The sequence below is a fragment of the Rummeliibacillus sp. GQ308 genome, from assembly GCF_059759115.1.
In genome coordinates this window covers 64,337-86,093 of sequence record NZ_JCAXDQ010000005.1, presented here as the reverse complement: position 1 = coordinate 86,093, position 21,757 = coordinate 64,337, and the positions used below count along the sequence as shown (strand labels likewise).

General features: G+C 38.9%; 17 protein-coding genes. 10 read left to right on the top strand and 7 right to left on the bottom strand.

What is annotated here, in order from left to right; translation table 11 throughout:
- The first annotated feature begins 76 nt into the window (after positions 1 to 76).
- From floT to fumC, 3 genes are all read left to right on the top strand, one after another.
- On the top strand, positions 77 to 1,603 hold the full coding sequence (gene floT / locus AC6CHJ_RS14905; protein ID WP_150285448.1) for a flotillin lipid rafts scaffold protein FloT: 1,527 nt from the start codon (positions 77 to 79) through the stop codon (positions 1,601 to 1,603).
- Positions 1,604 to 1,736: 133 nt separating this feature from the next.
- Positions 1,737 to 2,282 (top strand): PCYCGC motif-containing (lipo)protein, encoded by a 546-nt coding sequence (locus AC6CHJ_RS14900; RefSeq protein WP_498289155.1) that lies wholly within the window; start codon positions 1,737 to 1,739, stop codon positions 2,280 to 2,282.
- Between the two features lie 130 nt (positions 2,283 to 2,412).
- The gene (gene fumC, locus AC6CHJ_RS14895; RefSeq protein WP_251648355.1) at positions 2,413 to 3,795 is read left to right on the top strand and encodes a class II fumarate hydratase; all 1,383 of its coding nucleotides are present in this window, start codon (positions 2,413 to 2,415) and stop codon (positions 3,793 to 3,795) included.
- Between the two features lie 49 nt (positions 3,796 to 3,844).
- Here fumC and AC6CHJ_RS14890 read toward each other — a convergent pair whose 3' ends face one another.
- Entirely contained in the window at positions 3,845 to 4,699 is an 855-nt protein-coding gene (locus tag AC6CHJ_RS14890; RefSeq protein WP_392996726.1) for a LysR family transcriptional regulator, read from the bottom strand.
- 113 nt (positions 4,700 to 4,812) lie between these two features.
- Between AC6CHJ_RS14890 and AC6CHJ_RS14885 the strand changes: the two genes are divergently transcribed.
- On the top strand, positions 4,813 to 5,793 hold the full coding sequence (locus AC6CHJ_RS14885) for a YeiH family protein (protein ID WP_446739256.1): 981 nt from the start codon (positions 4,813 to 4,815) through the stop codon (positions 5,791 to 5,793).
- A 71-nt stretch (positions 5,794 to 5,864) separates the two neighbouring features.
- On the opposite strand, the gene AC6CHJ_RS14880 is transcribed toward AC6CHJ_RS14885, so the two are convergent.
- The 3 genes from AC6CHJ_RS14880 to efeO are packed head-to-tail and all read right to left on the bottom strand — an operon-like array spanning position 5,865 to position 9,727.
- Positions 5,865 to 7,604 carry an FTR1 family iron permease gene (locus AC6CHJ_RS14880; protein WP_498289153.1) on the bottom strand — a complete coding sequence of 580 codons (1,740 nt, stop codon included), beginning with the start codon at positions 7,602 to 7,604 and terminating at the stop codon, positions 5,865 to 5,867.
- The gene (gene efeB, locus AC6CHJ_RS14875) at positions 7,579 to 8,856 is read right to left on the bottom strand and encodes an iron uptake transporter deferrochelatase/peroxidase subunit (RefSeq protein WP_498289151.1); all 1,278 of its coding nucleotides are present in this window, start codon (positions 8,854 to 8,856) and stop codon (positions 7,579 to 7,581) included. Before efeB ends, AC6CHJ_RS14880 begins: the two co-directional genes overlap by 26 nt.
- A gap of 7 nt (positions 8,857 to 8,863) precedes the next feature.
- The gene (gene efeO, locus AC6CHJ_RS14870; protein ID WP_147197045.1) at positions 8,864 to 9,727 is read right to left on the bottom strand and encodes an iron uptake system protein EfeO; all 864 of its coding nucleotides are present in this window, start codon (positions 9,725 to 9,727) and stop codon (positions 8,864 to 8,866) included.
- 408 nt (positions 9,728 to 10,135) lie between these two features.
- Here efeO and sigV point away from each other — a divergent pair, with 408 nt between their 5' ends.
- Together sigV and rsiV are read left to right on the top strand one after the other, a co-directional pair.
- Positions 10,136 to 10,639, top strand: coding sequence for an RNA polymerase sigma factor SigV (gene sigV, locus AC6CHJ_RS14865; RefSeq protein WP_147197047.1), 504 nt, complete (start codon positions 10,136 to 10,138; stop codon positions 10,637 to 10,639).
- Between the two features lie 4 nt (positions 10,640 to 10,643).
- The gene (rsiV, locus tag AC6CHJ_RS14860; protein WP_498289149.1) at positions 10,644 to 11,561 is read left to right on the top strand and encodes an anti-sigma-V factor RsiV; all 918 of its coding nucleotides are present in this window, start codon (positions 10,644 to 10,646) and stop codon (positions 11,559 to 11,561) included.
- 50 nt (positions 11,562 to 11,611) lie between these two features.
- Here the strand turns inward: rsiV and AC6CHJ_RS14855 are convergent, their stop codons facing one another.
- Both AC6CHJ_RS14855 and nhaC read right to left on the bottom strand, forming a co-directional pair.
- A complete protein-coding gene (locus tag AC6CHJ_RS14855; protein ID WP_249774962.1) occupies positions 11,612 to 12,772 on the bottom strand; it encodes a class I SAM-dependent methyltransferase in 1,161 nt (386 codons plus the stop codon).
- Positions 12,773 to 12,823: 51 nt separating this feature from the next.
- A complete protein-coding gene (gene nhaC / locus AC6CHJ_RS14850) occupies positions 12,824 to 14,221 on the bottom strand; it encodes a Na+/H+ antiporter NhaC (protein ID WP_498289147.1) in 1,398 nt (465 codons plus the stop codon).
- Between the two features lie 533 nt (positions 14,222 to 14,754).
- Between nhaC and putP the strand changes: the two genes are divergently transcribed.
- The 4 genes from putP (at position 14,755) to AC6CHJ_RS14830 (ending at position 20,291) form a co-directional block, all read left to right on the top strand.
- Positions 14,755 to 16,242 (top strand): sodium/proline symporter PutP, encoded by a 1,488-nt coding sequence (gene putP / locus AC6CHJ_RS14845; RefSeq protein WP_147197055.1) that lies wholly within the window; start codon positions 14,755 to 14,757, stop codon positions 16,240 to 16,242.
- Positions 16,243 to 16,303: 61 nt separating this feature from the next.
- Positions 16,304 to 16,996 (top strand): VOC family protein, encoded by a 693-nt coding sequence (locus AC6CHJ_RS14840; protein WP_498289145.1) that lies wholly within the window; start codon positions 16,304 to 16,306, stop codon positions 16,994 to 16,996.
- Between the two features lie 115 nt (positions 16,997 to 17,111).
- Positions 17,112 to 18,377 carry a GTPase HflX gene (gene hflX / locus AC6CHJ_RS14835; RefSeq protein WP_147197059.1) on the top strand — a complete coding sequence of 422 codons (1,266 nt, stop codon included), beginning with the start codon at positions 17,112 to 17,114 and terminating at the stop codon, positions 18,375 to 18,377.
- Positions 18,378 to 18,803: 426 nt separating this feature from the next.
- A complete protein-coding gene (locus tag AC6CHJ_RS14830) occupies positions 18,804 to 20,291 on the top strand; it encodes a peptide MFS transporter (RefSeq protein ID WP_498289143.1) in 1,488 nt (495 codons plus the stop codon).
- Positions 20,292 to 20,441: 150 nt separating this feature from the next.
- Here AC6CHJ_RS14830 and AC6CHJ_RS14825 read toward each other — a convergent pair whose 3' ends face one another.
- Positions 20,442 to 21,698 carry a mechanosensitive ion channel gene (locus AC6CHJ_RS14825; protein ID WP_392996741.1) on the bottom strand — a complete coding sequence of 419 codons (1,257 nt, stop codon included), beginning with the start codon at positions 21,696 to 21,698 and terminating at the stop codon, positions 20,442 to 20,444.
- Positions 21,699 to 21,757 lie beyond the last annotated feature (59 nt).

Here is a 21,757-nt window from a genome sequence, read left to right as displayed (position 1 = left end):
AGCTGCTTTTCAAGTGAAAAAGTAATATTTTTTGATAACTACTTGGATCAACATGTAAAAATAGGAGGAAAAAATTATGCCTTTAGCATTGATAGTTGGCGGAATTATAGTTGTTTTAGTATTGGCTATTATTGGCGTCTATGTAAAGAAATATCGTACGGCAGGACCAGATGAAGCATTGATTGTGACAGGGAGCTATCTTGGCTCTAAAAATGTCCATAAGGATGAAGCAGGCAACCGCATTAAGATTATTCGCGGTGGCGGTACATTTGTATTACCTGTATTCCAACAAGCAGAACCGCTTAGCTTATTATCAAGCAAACTGGAAGTTACTACGCCAGAAGTCTACACAGAGCAAGGTGTGCCTGTCATGGCCGATGGTATTGCTATCATCAAAATTGGTGGCTCTATTACGGAAATTGCCACAGCTGCCGAACAATTTTTAGGGAAGCCAAAAGAAGAACGCGAAATGGAAGCAAGAGAAGTATTGGAAGGTCATCTACGTTCCATCTTAGGCTCTATGACAGTGGAAGAAATTTATAAAAACCGCGACAAATTCTCGCAAGAAGTACAGCGTGTTGCTTCACAAGATTTAGCTAAAATGGGCCTAACGATTGTATCCTTCACTATAAAAGATGTACGTGACAAAAATGGCTATTTGGAATCACTTGGTAAACCACGTATCGCCCAAGTTAGACGCGATGCGGATATCGCGACAGCGGATGCTGAAAAAGAAACTCGCATCAAACGAGCGGAATCAGATAAAGAAGCACAAAAGGCAGAGCTAGAGCGTGCAACTGAAATCGCGGAAGCAGAGAAAGAGAACCAATTGAAAGTGGCTGAATATCGTCGTGAGCAAGATATCGCAAAAGCGCGCGCCGACCAAGCCTACGAACTTGAAACAGCAAGAGCGAAGCAAGAAGTAACGGAACAAGAAATGCAAATCAAGATTATCGAGCGTCAAAAGCAAATCGAGCTAGAAGAAAAAGAAATTCTTCGACGTGAAAAACAATACGATTCAGAAGTCAAGAAAAAAGCTGATGCAGATCGCTATGCTGTTGAACAAAATGCAGCGGCTGACAAAATGAAACAATTAGCCCAAGCTGATGCAGAACAATATCGTATTGAAGCTAAAGCGAAAGCAGAAGCTGAAAAAATTCGTTTAGACGGTTTGGCTAAAGCTGATTCTGAAAAAGCCCAAGGGGAAACAGAAGCAGAAATTATCCGCTTGAAAGGTCTTGCGGAAGCAGAAGCTAAACGTAAAATCGCAGAAGCCTTTGAGCAATACGGCCAAGCTGCAGTATTAGATATGATGATTAGCATGCTGCCTGAATATGCAAAACAAGTGGCGGGCCCACTATCTAATATCGATTCAATTACGGTTGTGGACACTGGCGGCGGAGCTGGTGGCGGTGCAAATAAGGTGACAGGCTATGCAACAGATTTGATGGCTTCATTACAAGAATCCTTGAAAGCCTCTTCGGGTATAGATTTGAAAGAGATGCTTGAAAACTACTCAGGCAAATATAATATTAGACCAAGCATTGAGCGCTTAGCAGAAAGCAAAAATGACGCTCATACAGCAGCAACTGTAGAGAAATAACACAGATAACCTCATCGGAATTTTTTCCGATAGAGGTTATTTTTTTGAAAGCATCTTGACGTCAATTTGTCATACGACTGTTATACCCTGATAAGGTATAATGAAAGAAAAGCGTTTGAAGGAGTAGACCAATTTGAAGAAAAAGTGGTTATCATGTTTATTGGCGGGCACGATGCTTTTAGCTGCTTGTGGCAACAGTGCAGATAAAACAGCGAAAGAAAACCAAGATAGCGAGAAAGCAACTCAGCCAGAAAAGACAGAACACACGGCACACCAAGGGGGCCAGCATGAGTTGCCTAATGGTGATTTACAAGAGGAAACAGCATCAAGTGATATTTTGCCGAGTTTCTTGGACAAACAATCAGAGGATTTAAAATTGGTCTATCAGGCAGCAGGCAAAGCGACAGAAGTACTTAAATGGATGCCATGCTATTGTGGCTGCGCAGAAAGCGCAAATCATGAAAGCAATCTAAACTGCTTTATTAAAGAAGTTAAAAAAGACGGCTCGATCGTCTGGGATGATCATGGTACACGCTGCATTGTTTGTGTAGAAATTGCAATTAAATCCATTAAACAAGCACAGGAAGGCGTTCCTTTAAAAGATATCCGTAAAAAGATCGACGAAGACTATAAAGAAGGTTATTCGAAACCAACAAAAACACCAATGCCACCAGCTTAAAGATTAGATAGGTTCTTTCTAGCTTTCTCAGCAATTTGCTCATTCTAAACAGATTAGCAGACAAATAATGGGGAAAACGCTATCATATGAAGTGAGTATTCAACAATCTTAAGAAATGGAGTTGGAGAATTTGGACTATCGTATTGAACATGATTCCATGGGAGAAATTAAAGTACCTGCAGCACATAAATGGGGAGCCCAAACACAGCGAAGCAAGCAAAACTTTAGAATTGGTTCTGAACATATGCCAATCGAATTTATCCATGGCTATGCATTACTTAAGAAATCAGTAGCGAAAGTTTGCGTTGATCTAGGAACCTTGTCACAAACAAAAGCGGATGCCATTGCACATGCGGCAGATGAAATCATTGCAGGCAAATGGGATCAAGAGTTTCCTTTAGTCATCTGGCAAACCGGAAGCGGCACACAAACAAATATGAATGTCAATGAAGTCATCGCACACCTTGGCAATGAGTATCTAGAAGCACAAGGCAGTGATGAGCGTTTGCACCCAAATGATGATGTCAATAAATCACAAAGCTCCAATGACTCATTCCCAACTGCTATGCACATTGCTTCAGCGATTGCGGTAGAGAAGAACTTACTTCCTGCGTTGGAACAAATAAAAGCAACATTGAAAACAAAATCTGAAGAATTCATGCAGTTAATCAAAATTGGTCGTACACACTTGCAAGATGCAACGCCTCTTACATTAGGCCAAGAAATCAGCGGTTGGCTTTACATGATTGAAAAATCAGAGGAAATGATTAAAGAAAGCGCTAAGCACATGCTAGAGCTAGCAATTGGTGGCACTGCTGTCGGAACAGGTTTAAATGCACCAGAAGGCTTCGATGAAAAAGTAGTAGCTGTTCTTGCGAAAGAGACAGGTTTGCAATTTGTACCATCGCCAAACAAATTCCATGCACTGACTTCTCATGACCAAATGGCTACAACGCATGGTGCAATGAAAGCTTTAGCTGCAGATTTGATGAAGATTGCCAATGATGTTCGCTGGTTAGCTTCTGGCCCTCGTTCAGGTTTTGGAGAAATTTCAATTCCAGAAAACGAGCCAGGTTCATCTATTATGCCAGGTAAAGTTAACCCTACACAATGTGAAGCAGTGACAATGGTGGCTGTCCAAGTGATGGGTAATGACGTTACATTAGGCATGGCAGCTTCTCAAGGTAACTTTGAATTGAATGTATTTAAACCAGTCATTCTGTATAACTTCATGCAATCAGTTGAATTGTTATCTGATGTCATCAGAAGCTTTGATGAACACTGCCTGCAAGGCATTACAGCAAATGAAGATAAATTAGAACACTTCTTAAACAATTCTTTAATGTTGGTGACAGCATTAAATCCACACATCGGCTACGAAAATGCAGCGAAAATTGCAAAACATGCCCATAAAAATGGATTAACGCTGAAAGAAGCCGCATTAGATACAGGACTTGTGACAGAAGAACAATTTAATGAATGGGTTGTACCAAGCAAAATGATTAAGTTTTAAAAAGTAAAGGCTGTGGATAAGCTTGCAAAGATGCAAGTTTTCCACAGCTTTATTTATTTCTCTTCAAATAGTCTAAAAATGTATCCGTTGTTTTGGTTAAAAAGGGAGTATTCAGATGGATTGCATGAAAGTCTCGCTGATAATGAAAGTCTTCTCGGCGGATGATTTGCAATTTATTTAGGTGAATTTCATCTTGAATGGTCCATTCAGAAAGCAATGCAAGTCCGAGACCATTCGCAACCGCTTCTTTAATCAGCTGAGTACTGCCAAATACCATCGTATGTGTTGGATTCAATCTATGCTCTTTTTTAAAATTGTCAAAAGCCTCTCGGGTACCCGATCCCTCTTCTCTTATAATCCATGTATGTGCGTCTAAGTTATGCACAGGTTGTCCAGACTTTGCTACTACAACTAAATGATCTGTAGCAATTTTGTGCGATTCTATCCACTTATTGTTGACAGTGCCTTCAATTATCCCCAAATCCAATGTTTGATCCACAATCTTTTCTGCAATCTCTGCTGTATTGGCAATACAAATGCTCGGGACAACTTGTGGATAAACATCAAGAAAGGCTGCTAGTCTTTTTGGAAGCAAATATTCCCCATAAGAGTAGCTCGCACCTAGCAATAAATCACCGCCCACATGGCTTGTTAAATCATCTAATTTTCGCTTCATGCTTTGGGACAGTGTATCTATTTCTTTTCCGTAATAGGCTACGATTTCTCCGGCCTTCGTTAATTGAATTTGCTTATGGGAGCGATCAAATAACTGGACTCCAAGCTCTTCTTCTAAATTCTTTACATACTGGCTGACAGCAGGCTGCGTCATGAATAATTCCTCCGCCGTACGGGAAAAATTCATATTCTTCACAACGAGGAGGAAAATGCTTAACTTATCATTCATATAACCATCCTTCTATAAGTAATCACTTATGATAAAGATTAAAATGATTAATTATCTTTTTAGGTGAGTACATCTTATCATATAAATAGAAATTATGAACTGGAGATGAGCGTATGAAACACAATAGTGGATTCTATAAAGGAATCTTAATGGTACTCATCATTGCAATAGCATCCTACTTCCTAAGCAAGGTTCCGATGCTCAATTATCTGGGACCTTTAGCTATAGCCATCCTGATAGCAGTGATTATACGTAATACACTACCTTATCCACAAAAGTGGAAAACTGGCATCGATTTTGCCGCGAAGAAGATTTTGCGGTTTGCTATCATTATGTATGGAATCCGCCTCAATATCGCTGTCGTTGCCCATGAAGGGCTGCCGTTAATTGCTCGTGCGGCCGGCGTTATTGTAGGAGCCATTTTGCTAACCATCATTATAGGAAAGCTTTTAAAGGTAGAAGATAATTTAATGATGTTACTGGCATTTGGTACAGGAATTTGTGGTGCCGCAGCCATTGCAGCCGTTTCACCAATCCTAAAGGCTAAAGAAGAGGATACAGCAATGGCTGTAGGTATGATTGCATTGATGGGCACCATTTTCTCGTTACTATATCCGGCAGTAGGGTCACTTTTACACTTAGCACCAGCCGTATATGGCTATTGGTCCGGCTTCAGCTTGCATGAAATCGCACATGCTGCACTAGCAGGCGCAGCCTATGGCGACGAATCCCTGACACCTGCATTGCTTTCAAAATTGAGCCGAGTTCTCTTATTGTTCCCTGTAACACTTGTGCTTGTAGGTTTCTTGAAGTTTAAAAAAGGGGGAACAGGGCAGAAAGCTTCCTTCCCTTATTTCTTACTAGGATTTTTAGCGGTCTCTGCGCTTGGCACCTGGGGAACACAGCAAGGATTCCTGAGTGCATCTGTAGAAGATGCCATCGCACAAACAGGCACATTTTTCTTAGCGGTTGCTATGGCTGCCCTTGGCATGTCTGTTGACTTAAAGGAATTGAAATCAAGAGCATTGAAGCCACTGTTAATGATGACGATTGTTTCCATTATTCTTAGCGGAGCTGTCTTGTTTATTGTTTAAGCTGCGAGAGAGAATAGAATGAAATAAAAAGACTGTAGATTAGCTTTTTCAAGCTGTCTACAGTCTTTTTGCTAAGCAGTTGTTGCATTGCGTTTTTTAAATAGAATCGTAAAGATAATCAGCGCAAGAAGAATGGCCTGGCCGCTAATGGTTTCAATTGTTGGGTAAAAGCCAATCGTAGCCCATACTGGCATATGGCTCATAACATTCGAAGGTACAACATCAGTCAATTGCAACGTATGAATACTTACACCGATTATTTTAAATGCCAGCAAATAGATGAATATAGTCGCTACGGCAAAGAATTTATGAACAGGAATTTTATTTGTCGCACGCAATAAGATGAATGCTACAACAGCTAAAATGACGGCTGCAATCCCGATACCTAGTGAAAATTGGGAAGTAGACATTTTTGGTGCTATTCCCGCATAAAAAATCAGTGTTTCGGCCCCTTCGCGGAAGACGGCAAGGAAACTAATGAATGCCATTGCCCACACACTTTGTTTGGACATTGCATGGTTCATCTGTTTAGCAATATACGCATTCCAAGCTTTGACGTTCGATTTGCTATGCATCCAAACACCAACACCAATCATCATGGCTGCAGCAATTAAACCTACATATCCTTCAATCATTTCGCGGCTAGTATTGATTGTAGAGGAGTTGAACAGCGTTGACATTAAAATAGCTGCCACTGCACTACATGCAATCCCGAGTCCTGCTCCAATATAAATCCATTTTTCCATATGACGTTGGTCTGATTTCTTAAGAAATGCAATTAATGCGATCATAATTAAAAGTGCTTCTAAACCTTCACGCAGTAAAATAAGTGCAGAATCCCAGAGTGTATAATTTTGGTCGCCCTGAATTAATTGGATCTGTTGTTTAAGGTCTCCGAGCTTTGTTTGAATTCCTTTTGCATCCACCTGATCTTTCATCAAATCACCAGCAATAATGGGCATTTCGCTTTCGATTTTTGTATAAAGGCCAGCATTTTTAGTGCGTATATCGCCTTCTACATTTGGCCAAGTGACGATGAACTGTTTGATAGTGGCGGAAGCCTTTGAATAATCATTGGCAACGATTTGCCCGTTGGCTTTATCAATTAAATCAATGAGCGATTGCAGTGAATATGTGTCTCCTTTAGTAGAAGAAGCCACTTTTTTCCCTAGTCCAAAGTCATTCACTGTTTGTTTTAATACGTTAAACTGGTCTTGCATGGTATCAAAGTTGGGATGTTCGTCAGCTAGCGCAATGCGGATGAACGACATTTGTGTTTCAATCTTGCCGTAAGCAGCAATGTCTTGCTCTCTAACAGGTGTTTCTTTCTTCTTCCAATAAGCGTTGAATGTAGTATATGCTGCTGTCATCTTGGGTACATCGCCTTCTTTAATAGCAGCTTGAAGCTGGTCTAGCGCAGGATTCATCGCTGTCAGGAAGGCCTGTCTTTCCGCTTTCTCATCGACAGGGTTTTCTGCTTTTTCTAAAGCTGTTAGAGCCTTAGAAAGAGTAGATAGGGCATCAAGACGTTGGTCAGTTGAAGAAGCTGCTTGGGCTTCTTTCAATGCTTGGTCAACTGCTTTCGTTTCCTTGGAATCTTGTGAACGTACTTTCTTCCAATCTTGTGCAAAAGCAGAGAGGGCCTTTTCAGCCTTTTTATCATCGCCTTGTTTGCTGTCCATAATCGCATCGCTGATTGAAATATACAGGTTGCTATAGGATGCGGCTGCTGATACGGGTTTTATGGCAATAAAAGCAGCTAAAGTACATAGTATAAGAATTTGACTACAGCGTATTAAATAATGCTTCACCTATATAACTTCCTTTTTTTATACCTGGGAAGCATGCAAATAATGCGCTCCCACGATGGGTAATGTATTCATTCATTTTGTCTAAGCGGCCTAAACTGTTCTGTATCTTGATAAATTGTTTAGGATTTTTTTGAAACGAGATAAAAAGCAATCCGGCATCAAACGTGCCCGTAGCATCCATCACGCCAGATGAATAGGAAAATGATCTGCGTAATAAACGCGCATTTGACTTCTTCGCCAGGAACGTATGTGAAGTTTCAGGTACGATCGGATTGCCGTTTGCATCTTTACGGTCGATATCCATCGCTTCAAATTCGCCCTTCTTGCCAAGAGGTGCACCACTGTCGCGATGCCGCCCAAATGTTGCTTCTTGCTCTCTTAAAGCTGTACGGTCCCAAGTTTCTAAATGCATTTGTATACGGCGTGCTACTAAATAAGTGCCACCTGCCATCCATGGCTTCGAATCACCGGGCTGTACCCATACGACTTCGTTCATATCTTTTTCATTATCAGTTATAGGATTTTCTGTGCCATCTTTAAAAGCAAATAAGTTGCGTGGTGTTTCTTTTTTTCCACTTTTCATGGGGATAGAATTAAATCCGGCTTGTGACCATTTCAATGATACTTTACCGGAGGCCGCACGAATTAAATTACGGACCGCATGAAAAGCTACTTGCGGGTCATCAGCACAAGCTTGAATACAAATATCTCCACCCGTAAATGTTTCCTCTAACTGGTCCTTTGGAAAGTGGGGCAGGTCTTGTAATTCTTTAGGCTTCAGCTGTGCCAGCCCTAACTCTTTTTTCTCAAATAGAGAGGGTCCCACTCCAAATGTGATAGTAAGGTTATTGGCATCTAGCCCCTTTGCTTCACCTGTATCCTTAGGTGGGATAAGCGCATTTTCTGAAGCTGTGCCAATTAAATCGCCATTCATCATTTGGACTGCGAGGGGTGTCCACATTTGGAACAGCTCTTGCAGTTGGGATTTAGAGGTTACTAAAACATTTAATGATGCGAAATAGATACTTGTCTGTACAGCAGTCGAGATGCCTGACTGATGTTTTCCGTAAAAATCAACTTTATTGGCTACAGTAGATTGATCCTCTAAGATATCTTTTCCAAAGGCTTTAAGAACACCGCCCATACCTGAAGCACCGATTGCTAATCCTACTGCACCTGCGCCAGTCATTTTCATCATTTGTCTGCGTGTGATTTTTTTATCTAGTAAACGTTCATCATTTGTTTTAGTCATTGCTTAATCACTCCATAATAATGCCCATTTGGCTTAATGGTTCACCTAAGTGGTTCACTGCTTCAGATAAAGCCTTGGTATCTTCTTTTGTAAGTTTGGTATAAGAGATATAGCCGCCATCTTTTGTTTGATATTTAGCTAATAGATCATTGACTGCTTCGAATTTTTCAGTTAAATCTTTGACTAATTTAGGGTCTTTATTTTCAATTTGGTCTTTCAAGATAGTGAAGATTTTTTCAGCACCTTCGACGTTTGCTTTGAAGTCATATAAATCTGTGTGAGAATAGATTTCTTCTTCGCCGGTAATCTTCGATGTAGATACTTCATTTAGCAAGTCCACTGCACCAGTTAGCATTGTATCAGGGGTTACTTCAACTGTTTCCACACGTGCGCGCAATTCCTTAGAGTCTGCTAGCAGCTGATCAGCTGTTTTTTCATAGCCTTTTGTTTTATTTTCTTTCCATAAGCCATATTCAATCTTGTGGTAACCAGTCCAGTCTTCTACTCCTTGTCCTTCCTCTTTTAAATCTGCCAAACGTGCGTCAATCCGAGGATCAAGGTCACCGAAGCTTTCTGCAATTGGTTCAGAGCGTTCAAAATACATACGAGCCACAGGGTAAATTTCCTTCGCTTTTTTTATGTCGCCTGCTTTTACGGCTTTCACAAACTTATCTGTTTCAACGATGAAATGGTCCATTTGGCCAAGCGCAAACTTTTTATATGCATCCACTTCCTTTTGTAAATTTGTAGAAGAAGTAGTTGTTTCCTCTTTTTTTGCGGCAGAGCTAGTCTTCGTATCATCTGAATTATTGCACCCTGTCATTAAAATGCTTCCTGCAAGCAGGACTGCTGCGAATGGAGTTGCTTTCATTAAAATAATCCTTCTTTCTCATATGGAATAATAGCTAAAAAATCCCTGCCCAATTTGGAGCGGCTATATAAGGGGAGGGGAATAAAAATTAAGCACGAATCTGTTTTCTGTTAGTAATGATAATCATTATCAAAAGAAAAAGCAATAGTTGTTTTTCTGAACTTTTAATAAAAATTAATAGGGGCAAAAATATTTAGAAAGATAATTAGAATTCATTAGATAAAATAACATTATTTTGGTTTTTTTATAAATATTAAAACAGTGTTTCTTCTTATATAATAGCAGTTCATATATTTCTCTTTTAAAGAAACAATATATAAGGATGAATTAAAAAGTTATTAAAACTTTCTACTACATGTGCGACGTCTTTTTAATGTATACACGTGATGATCTAAAGGAGCTCCTAAAATGAAAAGAAAAAAGCAATTGTTCTATGACGATGATCTAGTAGAGTGGATCAGGCAAAATAAAAAACAATTATACTGGCTTGCATACAGTTATGTTAAAAACGAGCAAGATGCGTTGGATATTGTTCAAGACAGTATTCAAAAAGCAATGCAAAACTATCAGCAACTGCTGAACAAGGAAAAATTGAAAAGTTGGTTTTATCGAATTGTTATAAATACATCGCTCGATTTCCTAAAAAAATTTCGCAGAGTTCAAGTGACAGATGACGAGACATTGCTCTATCTCTCATCGTCTAGTGAAGACCAGTATGAAAATCTAGATTTAGCTGGCGCATTAGAACGACTTCCGACAAAGTATCGGGAAATTGTGATCCTTCGCTATTTTGAAGATCTCAAGATTGAGGAAGTTGCCTATATCTTAAATGAAAATTCAAATACCATTAAAACTCGTTTATATAAAGCTTTAAAAATTTTGCGTATCGATATGGAACAGGAAGAAGGATGAGATGATGGACAAAAAGCTAAATGAATTGAAAAAACAATATCAGAATGCCCGCGTTCCAGATGAACTGGATGATATTGTCGAGGCAGCAATAATGAAAGGGAAGAAAGAAAAGATGAAGAATCATAAAAAAATGCCAACGGTCGTAACGAAATGGGTGGGAAGTGTTGCAGCAGCAGCAGCCATCTTTACAGTTGGATTAAATACAAGTCCTGCTTTAGCACAAACGGTTAACGATATACCGGTGATTGGCAAGGTTACGCAGGTTCTAACCTTCCGTGAATATAAGGAAAATGACAAGAACTATGGAGCAGATATTAAAGTTGCCAACGTAAAAGGCTTAGATAATAAAAAATTAGAACAAACACTAAACGAGCGTTACATTGCAGATGGACAAAAGCTTTATAGCCATTATGAGAAAACAGTAAAAGATTTAGAGAAAAAAGGCGGGGGGCATTATAGCGTAGACAGCGGCTATAAAGTACTCTTGAACGATCAACAACTACTAACGATTGAACGCTATGAGGAACAAACTGCAGCTTCTTCTTCGACTACAATAAAATACGATACGATTGATAAAGAAAACAAGATTGTATTATCATTACCAATGTTATTTAAAGACAAAGCTTATGTTGATCACATTTCAAGTTATATAAAAGATGAAATGATTAAAGAAATCAAAGAATCCAACCAAGAAAAAGTATATTGGGTACGCGGTGCAGGTGTGCCAGTTGATGATTTGGCAGAGGATGAACTATTCGAAAGCATTAAAACGAATCAAAACTTCTATATCAATAAAAAACATCAATTGGTGATTGCCTTCGATGAATATGAAGTAGCTCCTGGATATATGGGTGTTGTGAAATTTACTATCCCAACGCATGTGATTGAAAAAGATTTAGTGAGCAATAAATATATTAAGTGATGCAAAAAACCGTAGCATAACCAGGATCACCTGTTAAGCTACGGTTTTTATTATTTAAGGTATTCTTTCAATTCTTTTTCCAAGAACGGTTCGGCAGATAAAAACGCTGTAAAGTCTTCATAACGTTTCCGCTGTTCTTGCTTTGGCTTTGCACCAGTATAGTACGCACGAATCAAAATGTTTTTAGGCGTATGTTCCATATCGATGAATTCGAGCAGTTGCGCATCATAGCCAACAAGCTTTAGAATTTCGGCACGAATTGAGTCTGTGGCAAGGGAAGCGAATCGTTCTTTGATCAAGCCATGCTGCAGCATGATGTCCAACTGAGGTGATTGGAGTTGGCGATTTAATTCATGCTGGCAACAAGGGACGCTTAAGATAACGCTTGCTCCCCATTTTACAGCGCGTGCTAATGCCATATCTGTTGCTACATCGCATGCATGCAGTGTGACGACCATATCAACTGTATTTTCATCGTTATAATCATTGATATCCCCAACTAAAAATTCTAGCCCATCATATTGAAGGTCCTTCGCAATTTGGCTGCATTCTTCAATTACATCTTTTTTCAGATCTAAGCCCGTGACACGAATATCTAAGCCCTGTTCAATCTTTAAATAATGGTATAAAGCGAATGTTAAATAAGATTTGCCGGAACCGAAGTCTAAAATTCGAATGGTGCGATCCTTTGGCAAGTAATCCAGAGAATCATGAATAAATTCAATGAAGCGATTTATTTGTTTGAACTTATCGTATTTTTGGTTTTTTACTTTTCCTTCAGGCGATTGAACACCTAGCCGAAGCAGGAAAGGGTAGGGAGTATCAGGGTTTAACAAATAATTTTTCTTTCTGTTATGTTGTAAATCAACTGATTTGGCTTCTGTTTTTTCTGCTTTCCATAACACTTTGTTTTTCTTCGAAAGCTGTACATGTATTTTTTCAGTCGTCATTTCGCCTTGGAATTGGCGGAATTGATCAAATAAGCTGTCTAGGTATGAAGCGATTTGATCCTTCGTTATATTTTCATGCTTAATGGTCTGTGCCGTCTGGTATTCAAGTTGGATATGGTAAATCCCTTTGAGCATTAAAGGCTTTAGCTTCACGCGCTTTAGTTCATTTGATTTTGCGCGTGGCTGGCTGATCGTTGCAGTCACTAGCAATTCATCCGTTAATTGCTCGAGGAGCTGTTGTTTCATTTCATTAAAGTCCAATAATATCGCCTTCTTTATGATTTAATTGCTCCATTTTATTGTACCATAAATTTAATTTTTCACCTGCTCCTTTGGCAGATAACTGAGTGTCTTGCCAGTCCAGCCAAATACGATGGTAAGAATAGGTGACAGCAAACAGAACAATGCGAATGGCAAGTAATCAATTGTAGGTACACCCAATACCTTTGTAATAAAGATACCGCACACGCTCCAAGGAATCAGTGGGTTCACGACAGTGCCGGCATCCTCTGCTACACGTGCTAAGTTCTTATTTTGTAAGCCAACTTTTTGAAATTGCGACTGGAATGCTTCACTCGTAAGCAGGATGGACAGATATTGTTCCCCAATTAGCGTATTGATTGATACAGCAGTAAGGGCAGCCCCAGTAATGACGGAACCGACACTCCTGAAAATGGTTTCTACCTTCAGAAGGATTGTTTGGACAATGCCTAATGTAAATAACAAGCCGCCCATGCTGAGAGCCAATATAACAAGCCCTATCGTAAACATCATGCTGTTAATGCCACCACGTGTTAATAATGAGTCAATATCTTGAATACCTGTTTCAGAAGTATAACCATTGAATAGAATATTCATTACATCTCCCGCTCCGTAAGTATGATGGAAGTATGTGATGACAATGGCAACTGCAGAACTGGCTGCTAAGGTCATAATGGCCGGTGCCTTTTTTAATGTTAATAGAATAAGGATAACCAGTGGTATGAATGTGTACCAATGGATCATTCCTGTATCCAATAAGCCTTGCTGGAAGGATGCGATTTTGGATTTATTTTGCAGCGTTGCCGTCGGTGACATTATTGCATACAGTATGAATGATAGGATAAATGCGGGAACTGTTGTCCAGCACATATTCTTTATATGAACAAACAAGTCAACGCCCAATATTGCCGAAGACAAATTGGTAGTATCAGATAGGGGAGACATCTTATCCCCGAAAAACGCGCCGGAAACAATAGCGCCAGCAGTGACAGCAAGTGAAATATCCATTGCGCTTGCCATGCCAATAAACGCTACACCAACTGTTGCTGTTGTCGTAAGTGAGCTGCCGATAGCAACGCCAACCATACAGGTCACAAGGAAAACAATGGCATAAAAGAAGTGGGGCGTGATTAATTCAAAGCCCAGGTAGATAAAAGTAGGAATTGTGCCACTCATCAACCAGCTGCTAATTAGCACTCCAATAAAGAAAAATATAAAGATAGCGCCAAGTCCTGCGGAAGCGCCCTCAATCAGCCCTTTTTCTAATTCTTTATAAGCTACTTTTTTAAACAGCCCATACACCATTAATAACATAATTGATATGAGAATCGGCATATGCGGGGGGGCATCCAATTTTGCGATACATAGAGCCATAATGGCAATAATAACAACAATTAAACTAACTGCCTCTAGAAAACGCGGCATCATTTTTGCTTCTATACGAAACATCTCATCGTTCCTCCTAATCTCTTAATAAAAAATTTTAGTAAGGGACGAAGGGAAACTCCGCGGTACCACCCTTATTGCCAAAGCTTTCTTGGCCACTCTCGGAAATACAAGCATCCATGGTGTAATTCACGATTGGTAAAACCTTGGCTTACATCACCCGCCAAGTTTCTTTTTGCTGTACTTACCAATGCTACTTTAATTCCATCACTTGCATTTATTCACTTTTGCGATTCAACGCGTTGAAGTTATAAAGTATTTTACCACTTTATTTGCTTACGTCAATATGATTTAAAGAAAAAGAATAAGATGGAAAAATTCGAGCTCAGAAAGGAGTTAAAATAATAAAAGTAAAGTACAGGTAAACCTAGTGGGGATGCGTGCTTTCGTATTTTTATTGGATAAAGTAATATGTTAAGATAAATGAAATTGAATCAATTTTTAGTAGATTCAATGAATTCTTTTTTACATATTCCATAGAGCAAGATGTAAATGGAAGAAAGAATGAATATAGTAGAGAAAAAGGAGGAATTTCTATGTCGGATCATATGTATCAATTGCTGGCAATATTGATTTATATGATTGCCATGCTGGTGATTGGCTGGTATGCGTTTCGTAAAACGTCCAGTTTAACAGACTATATGTTAGGAGGGCGCTCACTAGGTCCGGCAGTTACCGCCTTAAGTGCAGGTGCTGCGGATATGTCGGGATGGCTTTTAATGGGATTGCCGGGCGCCATCTACGTAGGCGGTTTGATGGAAGCTTGGATGGCAATAGGGCTGACAGTAGGTGCTTATCTAAACTGGCTATTTGTTGCTCCTAGACTTAGGATGTATACGCAAGTAGCGAATAATTCTATTACGATACCGAGTTATTTAGATAACCGTTTGAAAGATAAAACAAAGTTGCTTCGTATTGCTTCTGGATTAATTATCTTAGTCTTTTTTACTTTCTACGTTTCTTCTGGAATGGTAACGGGAGGAGTCTTCTTTGAAAGCTCATTCGGCTTTAATTACCATACAGGGTTATTGGTAACTTCAGGAGTTGTGATAGCCTATACATTGTTTGGCGGTTTCTTAGCTGTGAGTTATACAGATTTTATTCAAGGGCTTGTCATGTTCTTAGCACTTATTATAGTCCCAATTTTCGGATTGTTCCTCACGGGTGGGTTTTCAGACACTGCTCAATCGATACGTGAAGTAGATCCAAATCGATTAAGCTTTCTAACGGGAGCGACCGTAACAGGGGTCATCTCAGCAGTAGCATGGGGGTTAGGCTATTTTGGTCAGCCACATATTATCGTACGTTTTATGGCGATTAGTAGTGTGAAAGAAACAAAACAAGCGAGACGAATCGGCATTGGATGGATGTTCTTAAGTTTGTTTGGAGCTATCGCCACTGCTTTAATCGGGATTGCTTATTATCAACAAAATGGTTTAGAACTGAAAAATCCTGAAACCGTATTTATTGCTTTAGGCCAAATACTGTTCCATCCATTTATCGCAGGAATTATGTTAGCAGCGATACTGGCTGCGATTATGAGTACGATTTCTTCTCAATTGATTGTAACGTCTTCTGCTTTAGTAGAAGATATCTATAAAGCTGTGTTTAAAACCAATGCAACTGATAAGCATTATGTATTTTTAGGCAGAATGGCTGTATTGATTGTATCCCTTCTAGCGATTGCTCTTGCTTGGAATCAAGATAATAAAATATTAGACTTGGTATCATTTGCCTGGGCGGGCTTTGGGTCAGCGTTTGGTCCAGTAATATTGCTTACATTGTATTGGAAGAAGATTACGAACTGGGGAGCACTTGCGGGTATGGTCACTGGTGCCATCACCGCTTATGTCTGGGGATCTATTAAAACCTTGCACAATAGTCTGTATGAAATTGTTCCAGGATTCCTTGTCTGTCTGATCGTTGCAGTTATTGTCAGTTTATTGACATATAGACCAAATCAAGAGATTGAAGAGGAATTTGACAGTACAGTTGATCTATTAGCGGAAGAAAAAAGAAAATAAACTAAAAAATTGCCTGTAGTATCTGAAAAGCTGCAGGCTTTTTTCTAAGGGGTGTCTAAATATGTTTGAACTCGATCATGTGGTTTATTTTACGAAAAAAACGCCAGAAGAAATTACAAAAGAAGTGTCGATTGAAAGTCTCCATCCTGTTATTGGTGGACAACACCTTCAGTGGGGAACTCATAATGCATTATTATACACAAGAGATAGTTATATCGAGTATTTAGCAGTTGAAGATGAATCAGTGGCTCGAAAATCTTCCCAGCCGTTAGTGCAACAACTGCTCTATGATTTGCCTGGCGGTGAAGGTTTTTATACGTTATGTCTAAGAACAGATAGTATAGAAGAGAAAAATATTTATTTCCGGAAGCTTGGGTACCGGACAACGGGTGTCATTCCGGCAGAAAGAAAAACACAAGATGGTGAGCTATTAAGATGGAAAATGCTGTTTATTGAGCAGAGGATTGGGGATGATCTGCCATACCCATTTTTCATCCAATGGGAGCAGCCTTTAGCCGTAAGATATCAAAATCTAAAAGCAACTGGGATGGTACAAGAGGCAAATGAGAAACTGTTTATTGAACGCTGTCTGTTCAATGTAAGAAACACCGATCAAAAAATTACTCAATGGTCGAGACTTCTATCTTTGCCGGTAAACGGCAACACACTAAAACTTCCTAACACAACATTTGTATTCCAAGCTTTTAATGAACAGAAGGAACGTTTGCACAATATTGAATTAGGGAAAATTTGAATCGTAAACATTTCTTGTGATAGGATGGACATAATATATAGAAGAAAAGGAAAAGGAGAGTGGTTTATCTGCTCTCCTTTCTTTTAGCATCCAGTCGCATGAGGGAGGAACATACATGGAAGAATTGCAAGAAAAGGCGGTATTAGTTGGAGTCAATCTACATAATGATTTGCACTTTGACTACTCAATTGAAGAGCTTGGAAATTTAGCTGAGGCATTGAATGTAGAAGTAGTGGGTGTAGTTACGCAAAATTTAGAACGAGTCAATCCTTCACACTATGTAGGGACTGGTAAAATAGAAGAAATCAAAAGATATTATGAAGCAGTTGATGCAAACTTAGTCATCTTTGATGATGAATTATCTCCATCACAAATACGAAATCTTGAAAGAGACCTGGAATGTAAGGTAATTGACCGGACGATGCTCATCCTGGATATTTTTGCGAGGCGCGCCAAGTCGAAGGAAGCGCAAATGCAAGTGGAACTCGCACAATTGCAATATATGCTGCCAAGATTAGTTGGTCTTCGCGATTCATTAAGTAGGCAGGGCGGCGGTACAGGCGGTGGTTTCAAAAACAGAGGTGCCGGCGAAACAAAGCTGGAGCTGGATCGACGTAAAATTGAAGATCAAATTGCTAAGCTTCATAAAGAGCTGGAGAGCGTAAAAGAACAGCGAGAAACGCAAAGGAAGCAACGACGGAAAAGCGAAATTCCTATTGTTTCCATTGTCGGCTACACAAATGCTGGTAAATCGACTATCATGAATCAGCTGCTTCAAAATACAAGCCAGGAAGAGCACAAGCAAGTATTTGAAAAAAATATGCTCTTTGCAACATTGGAGACTTCTGTAAGACAGATTTCATTGCCTGATAACAAGAGCTTTTTACTGACGGATACAGTTGGCTTTGTCAGCAAATTACCTCACCATTTAGTAAAAGCTTTTCGTTCAACATTGGAAGAAGCTAGAGATGCGGATTTGTTGCTTCATGTGGTAGATGCCTCTAATCCGGAAAATCAATATATGATGGAAGTCACCAATGATACGCTTGAAGCAGTTGGTGTAGTAGATGTTCCAACAATCAATGTCTTCAATAAAGCAGATCTTGCAAACTTGGCCTACCCATACACCAATCACAATCAGATATGGATGTCAGCTAAGGAAAGAAAAGGCATAGATGAATTGCTACAGCTCATTCGCAGCCATATTTTTAAAGATTATGTTACCTGCACACTCTGCATCCCGTATGAAAGGGGAGAGATCGTTTCTTACTTAAATGAGCATGCCCATATACTGGAGACATCCTATGAGGAGTCAGGAACAGTCGTCAAAGCAGAAGTGAAGGAAGCTATTATGCAAAAGTACAAGCAATACTTAATTTAGTCCTCATGCTTAGCAAATTCACAAGGGACCTAGAAATATAATGAGACTGTAAACGTGCAGGTATTATAAAGCATGATTACAGTCTTTCCTTTGGAATAGGGATTATGCTACTAAGTCGGACAAGGTTATTTGTATTTATAGAGCATACACATTAAACCCTATTGTTTTTTTAATATTTTATTTTTAAATATACATATTTATTTAATAATTAATAATACTATTGAATAATAGGGAAAAACGTGCGTTTACCCCATGTGAAATCAGAAAATATAAAATTTTCCACCATGAAAAATTTTTTTGACATAACACAAGTGTGCATGTATAATGGACAACATACTTCACTAAACTTTAAAGTTATGAAAAGAGATATAGTTTATAGTTAGAATTGTTGGACTATTTTTTATATTGAAAGAAGGAGAGTTTCTTATGGCAACAAGAGAGGAAATCGTTAAATCAGTCCCTCAAAAGGGATTCTTTGGTCATCCAAAAGGCCTGTTTAGTTTATTCTTTACTGAATTCTGGGAGCGTTTCTCATATTACGGAATGAAAGCAATTCTGATTTATTTCATGTACGATACCGTGAAAAACGGCGGTTTAGGCCTTAGTGAAACTACTGCCTCTTCCATTATGGCAATCTACGGCTCATTAGTTTATATGTCAGGTATTATTGGCGGATGGGTTGCTGACCGCTTATTAGGAACAAGAAGAACTTCATTCTGGGGTGGTATATTAATTATTGTTGGACATATATGTCTGGCGATTCCTGGAGGTTTGCCATTCTTATTCACTTCAATGGTATTTATTATTCTAGGTACAGGTTTATTGAAACCAAACGTATCTTCAATTGTTGGTGAAATTTATGCCGAAGGTGACAATCGTCGCGATGCAGGCTTTAATATTTTCTACATGGGAATTAATGCAGGGGCATTTATCGCTCCATTAGTTGTAGGTGCTGTAAAAGAGGAATACAACTATCACGTTGGTTTTAGTGTTGCTGCTATTGGTATGGCACTTGGATTATTCTTCTATACACATAATCAAAAGCAAAAATTAGGACTAGCAGGTATGGAACCTAAAAATCCACTGACTGATGTTGAACGTGGGAAAATCATTAAGAATTTCATAATTTCCCTAGTAATTATAGCAATTTTAGTTGTTATTGCGGCAATGGTTGGCCTCATTACAATTAACAATGTAGTTAACTTCTTTACAGTCATTGGTTTATTAGCACCAATTTGTGTTTTCATTTGGATGTTTACTAGTAAGAAAACAGAAGCGAAAGAAAAGTCTCACCTTCTTGCATACATCCCTTTGTTTATTACTGGTACAATGTTCTGGGTTATTCAAGAGCAAGGTTCTACTATACTTGCTACTTATATTAAGCAGCGTACAGACTTATCAATTGGCTCCTATAATATCCCAGCACCATGGTTCCAATCATTGAACCCATTATTCATTATTACAATGGCACCAATCTTTGCGGCTATTTGGATGAAACTGGGCAATCGTCAACCATCTACGCCAATTAAATTCTCATTCTCCTTGTTGTTTGCAGGGGCATCATTCTTGATTATGATTATTCCAGCAATCTCTTCAGGCGGTACAGAGTTAATTAGCCCATGGTGGATCGTTATTTCATTCTTCTTAGTAGTAGTAGGTGAATTATTAATGTCACCGGTTGGTTTATCGGCAACAACAAAATTAGCTCCGGCTGCATTTGCGGCGCAAACAATGTCACTATGGTTCTTGACTAGTACTGCAGCACAAGCATTGAATGCTCAATTAGCTAAGTTGTTTGATAAAATTTCTGAGGTACAATACTTCGGATTCCTTGGCGGTGCTTCCGTTGCATTATTTATCATCATGTTAATACTAAGTCCATGGATCTCTAAAAAAATGGGCGATATTAAATAAAATCGAAATTCGCTTTATAGCGATTTTAAAATAAGCTTGCTTGTAAATCAGTTTATATGGTTTGCAGGCAAGCTTTTTATTTTATTTCCATTAAGATAATATTAAAGCCTAATTTCCTTATTTAGAAATTAGGCTTTAATGATGGAGCGTTTATTCGTCTTTTGAATTCTTACTTTCTTTCTCCATTTTCGCTTCAAACTTTTGCAGTTGGCGACTAGCAAATTCTCGACCGCCAAGCCCAAATGATAGGGCAAATGCCACTGAAAGGCCAGCTATGACGAACAAGAAGGCTAGATTAACAATGCTTGTACCGAAGTGCAATTGTGAAAGGGCCATAAAGATTGCCATGATAAGAATGGCATACTTAACGATGCCGCCAAATAAACGATTGCCTGTAGCTTGGCGAATATAGTTACCAAGAAGGGTAGAGCCGATAAAGCCAAGCAAAATAATAACGAGTGCACTTAATAGAAGTGGCAGGTAGCTAATAACAGCCATACCGATATCTTGTAGAACTTCTAGATGCAAAACATTGAGTCCTTCAACTGTAAAGAATATAATAATAAGTACTTGCACAACTTTACCAATAATTGTGGCAATATCAAATGATGGCATAGATGATTGTTGTTTTTGATTTAAATATTTTGATACATCGTCGATGCCTGTGCCTTTTAAGAGATTGCTAAGCAATTCTCCAATAAAACGTGCTAGAACGATACCAATAAGGATTAATATAACCGCTACAAAAATATTTGGAATCATATTGAGCACTTCATTTAACATAGCAGTAACTGGACGTGTAATGGAGTCGATTCCAAGTGTTTCAAGTGCAACAGTGACAATCGGAATCAGGATTAAAATGAAAACAACGTTAGACAGTACATTGGTAAGCGTAGTTTTACTATCAGGAGACATTACTTCTCCGTTTCCACGTTTGGTCAATTTATTGAACCATTTATCAATGTTGATTGTTCCTAAGATCATAGAAACGATGTTGCGGACAAATTTGGCTACAAAGTAACCAATCACTAAAATAATAGCAGCCATGAATAAGTTAGGTAGGAAATCGAGTGTTTTATCCATCATATTAGAAATAGGATTCGCTACTGAATTCATTCTCAACTGATCTAATACGCTCGGCAAGAACAATATGAACACAAGATAGTAAAGTATTTTACCAATAGAATTGAGCTTATTGTGGGCGTCCCTATCATCAGTTGCCATATGAGCTCTCGTCATTGCTCGTGTTGCGCCGATTTTTTTGAGGCCTTTTGTAAAAATAGCTTGGATAAGAGTTGCAACAAGCCAAGCTACGACCAGTAGCAGAATAGCTCCTAATATATTGGGAATAAAGTTTGCTACTCTGTACCACATGTCATGAAATTCACCTGTAAATCGATTGACCATCTTTTTACCTCCAAATATAAAATATTCCTGTTGATATCGACTTTATTACCCTTGTCTAC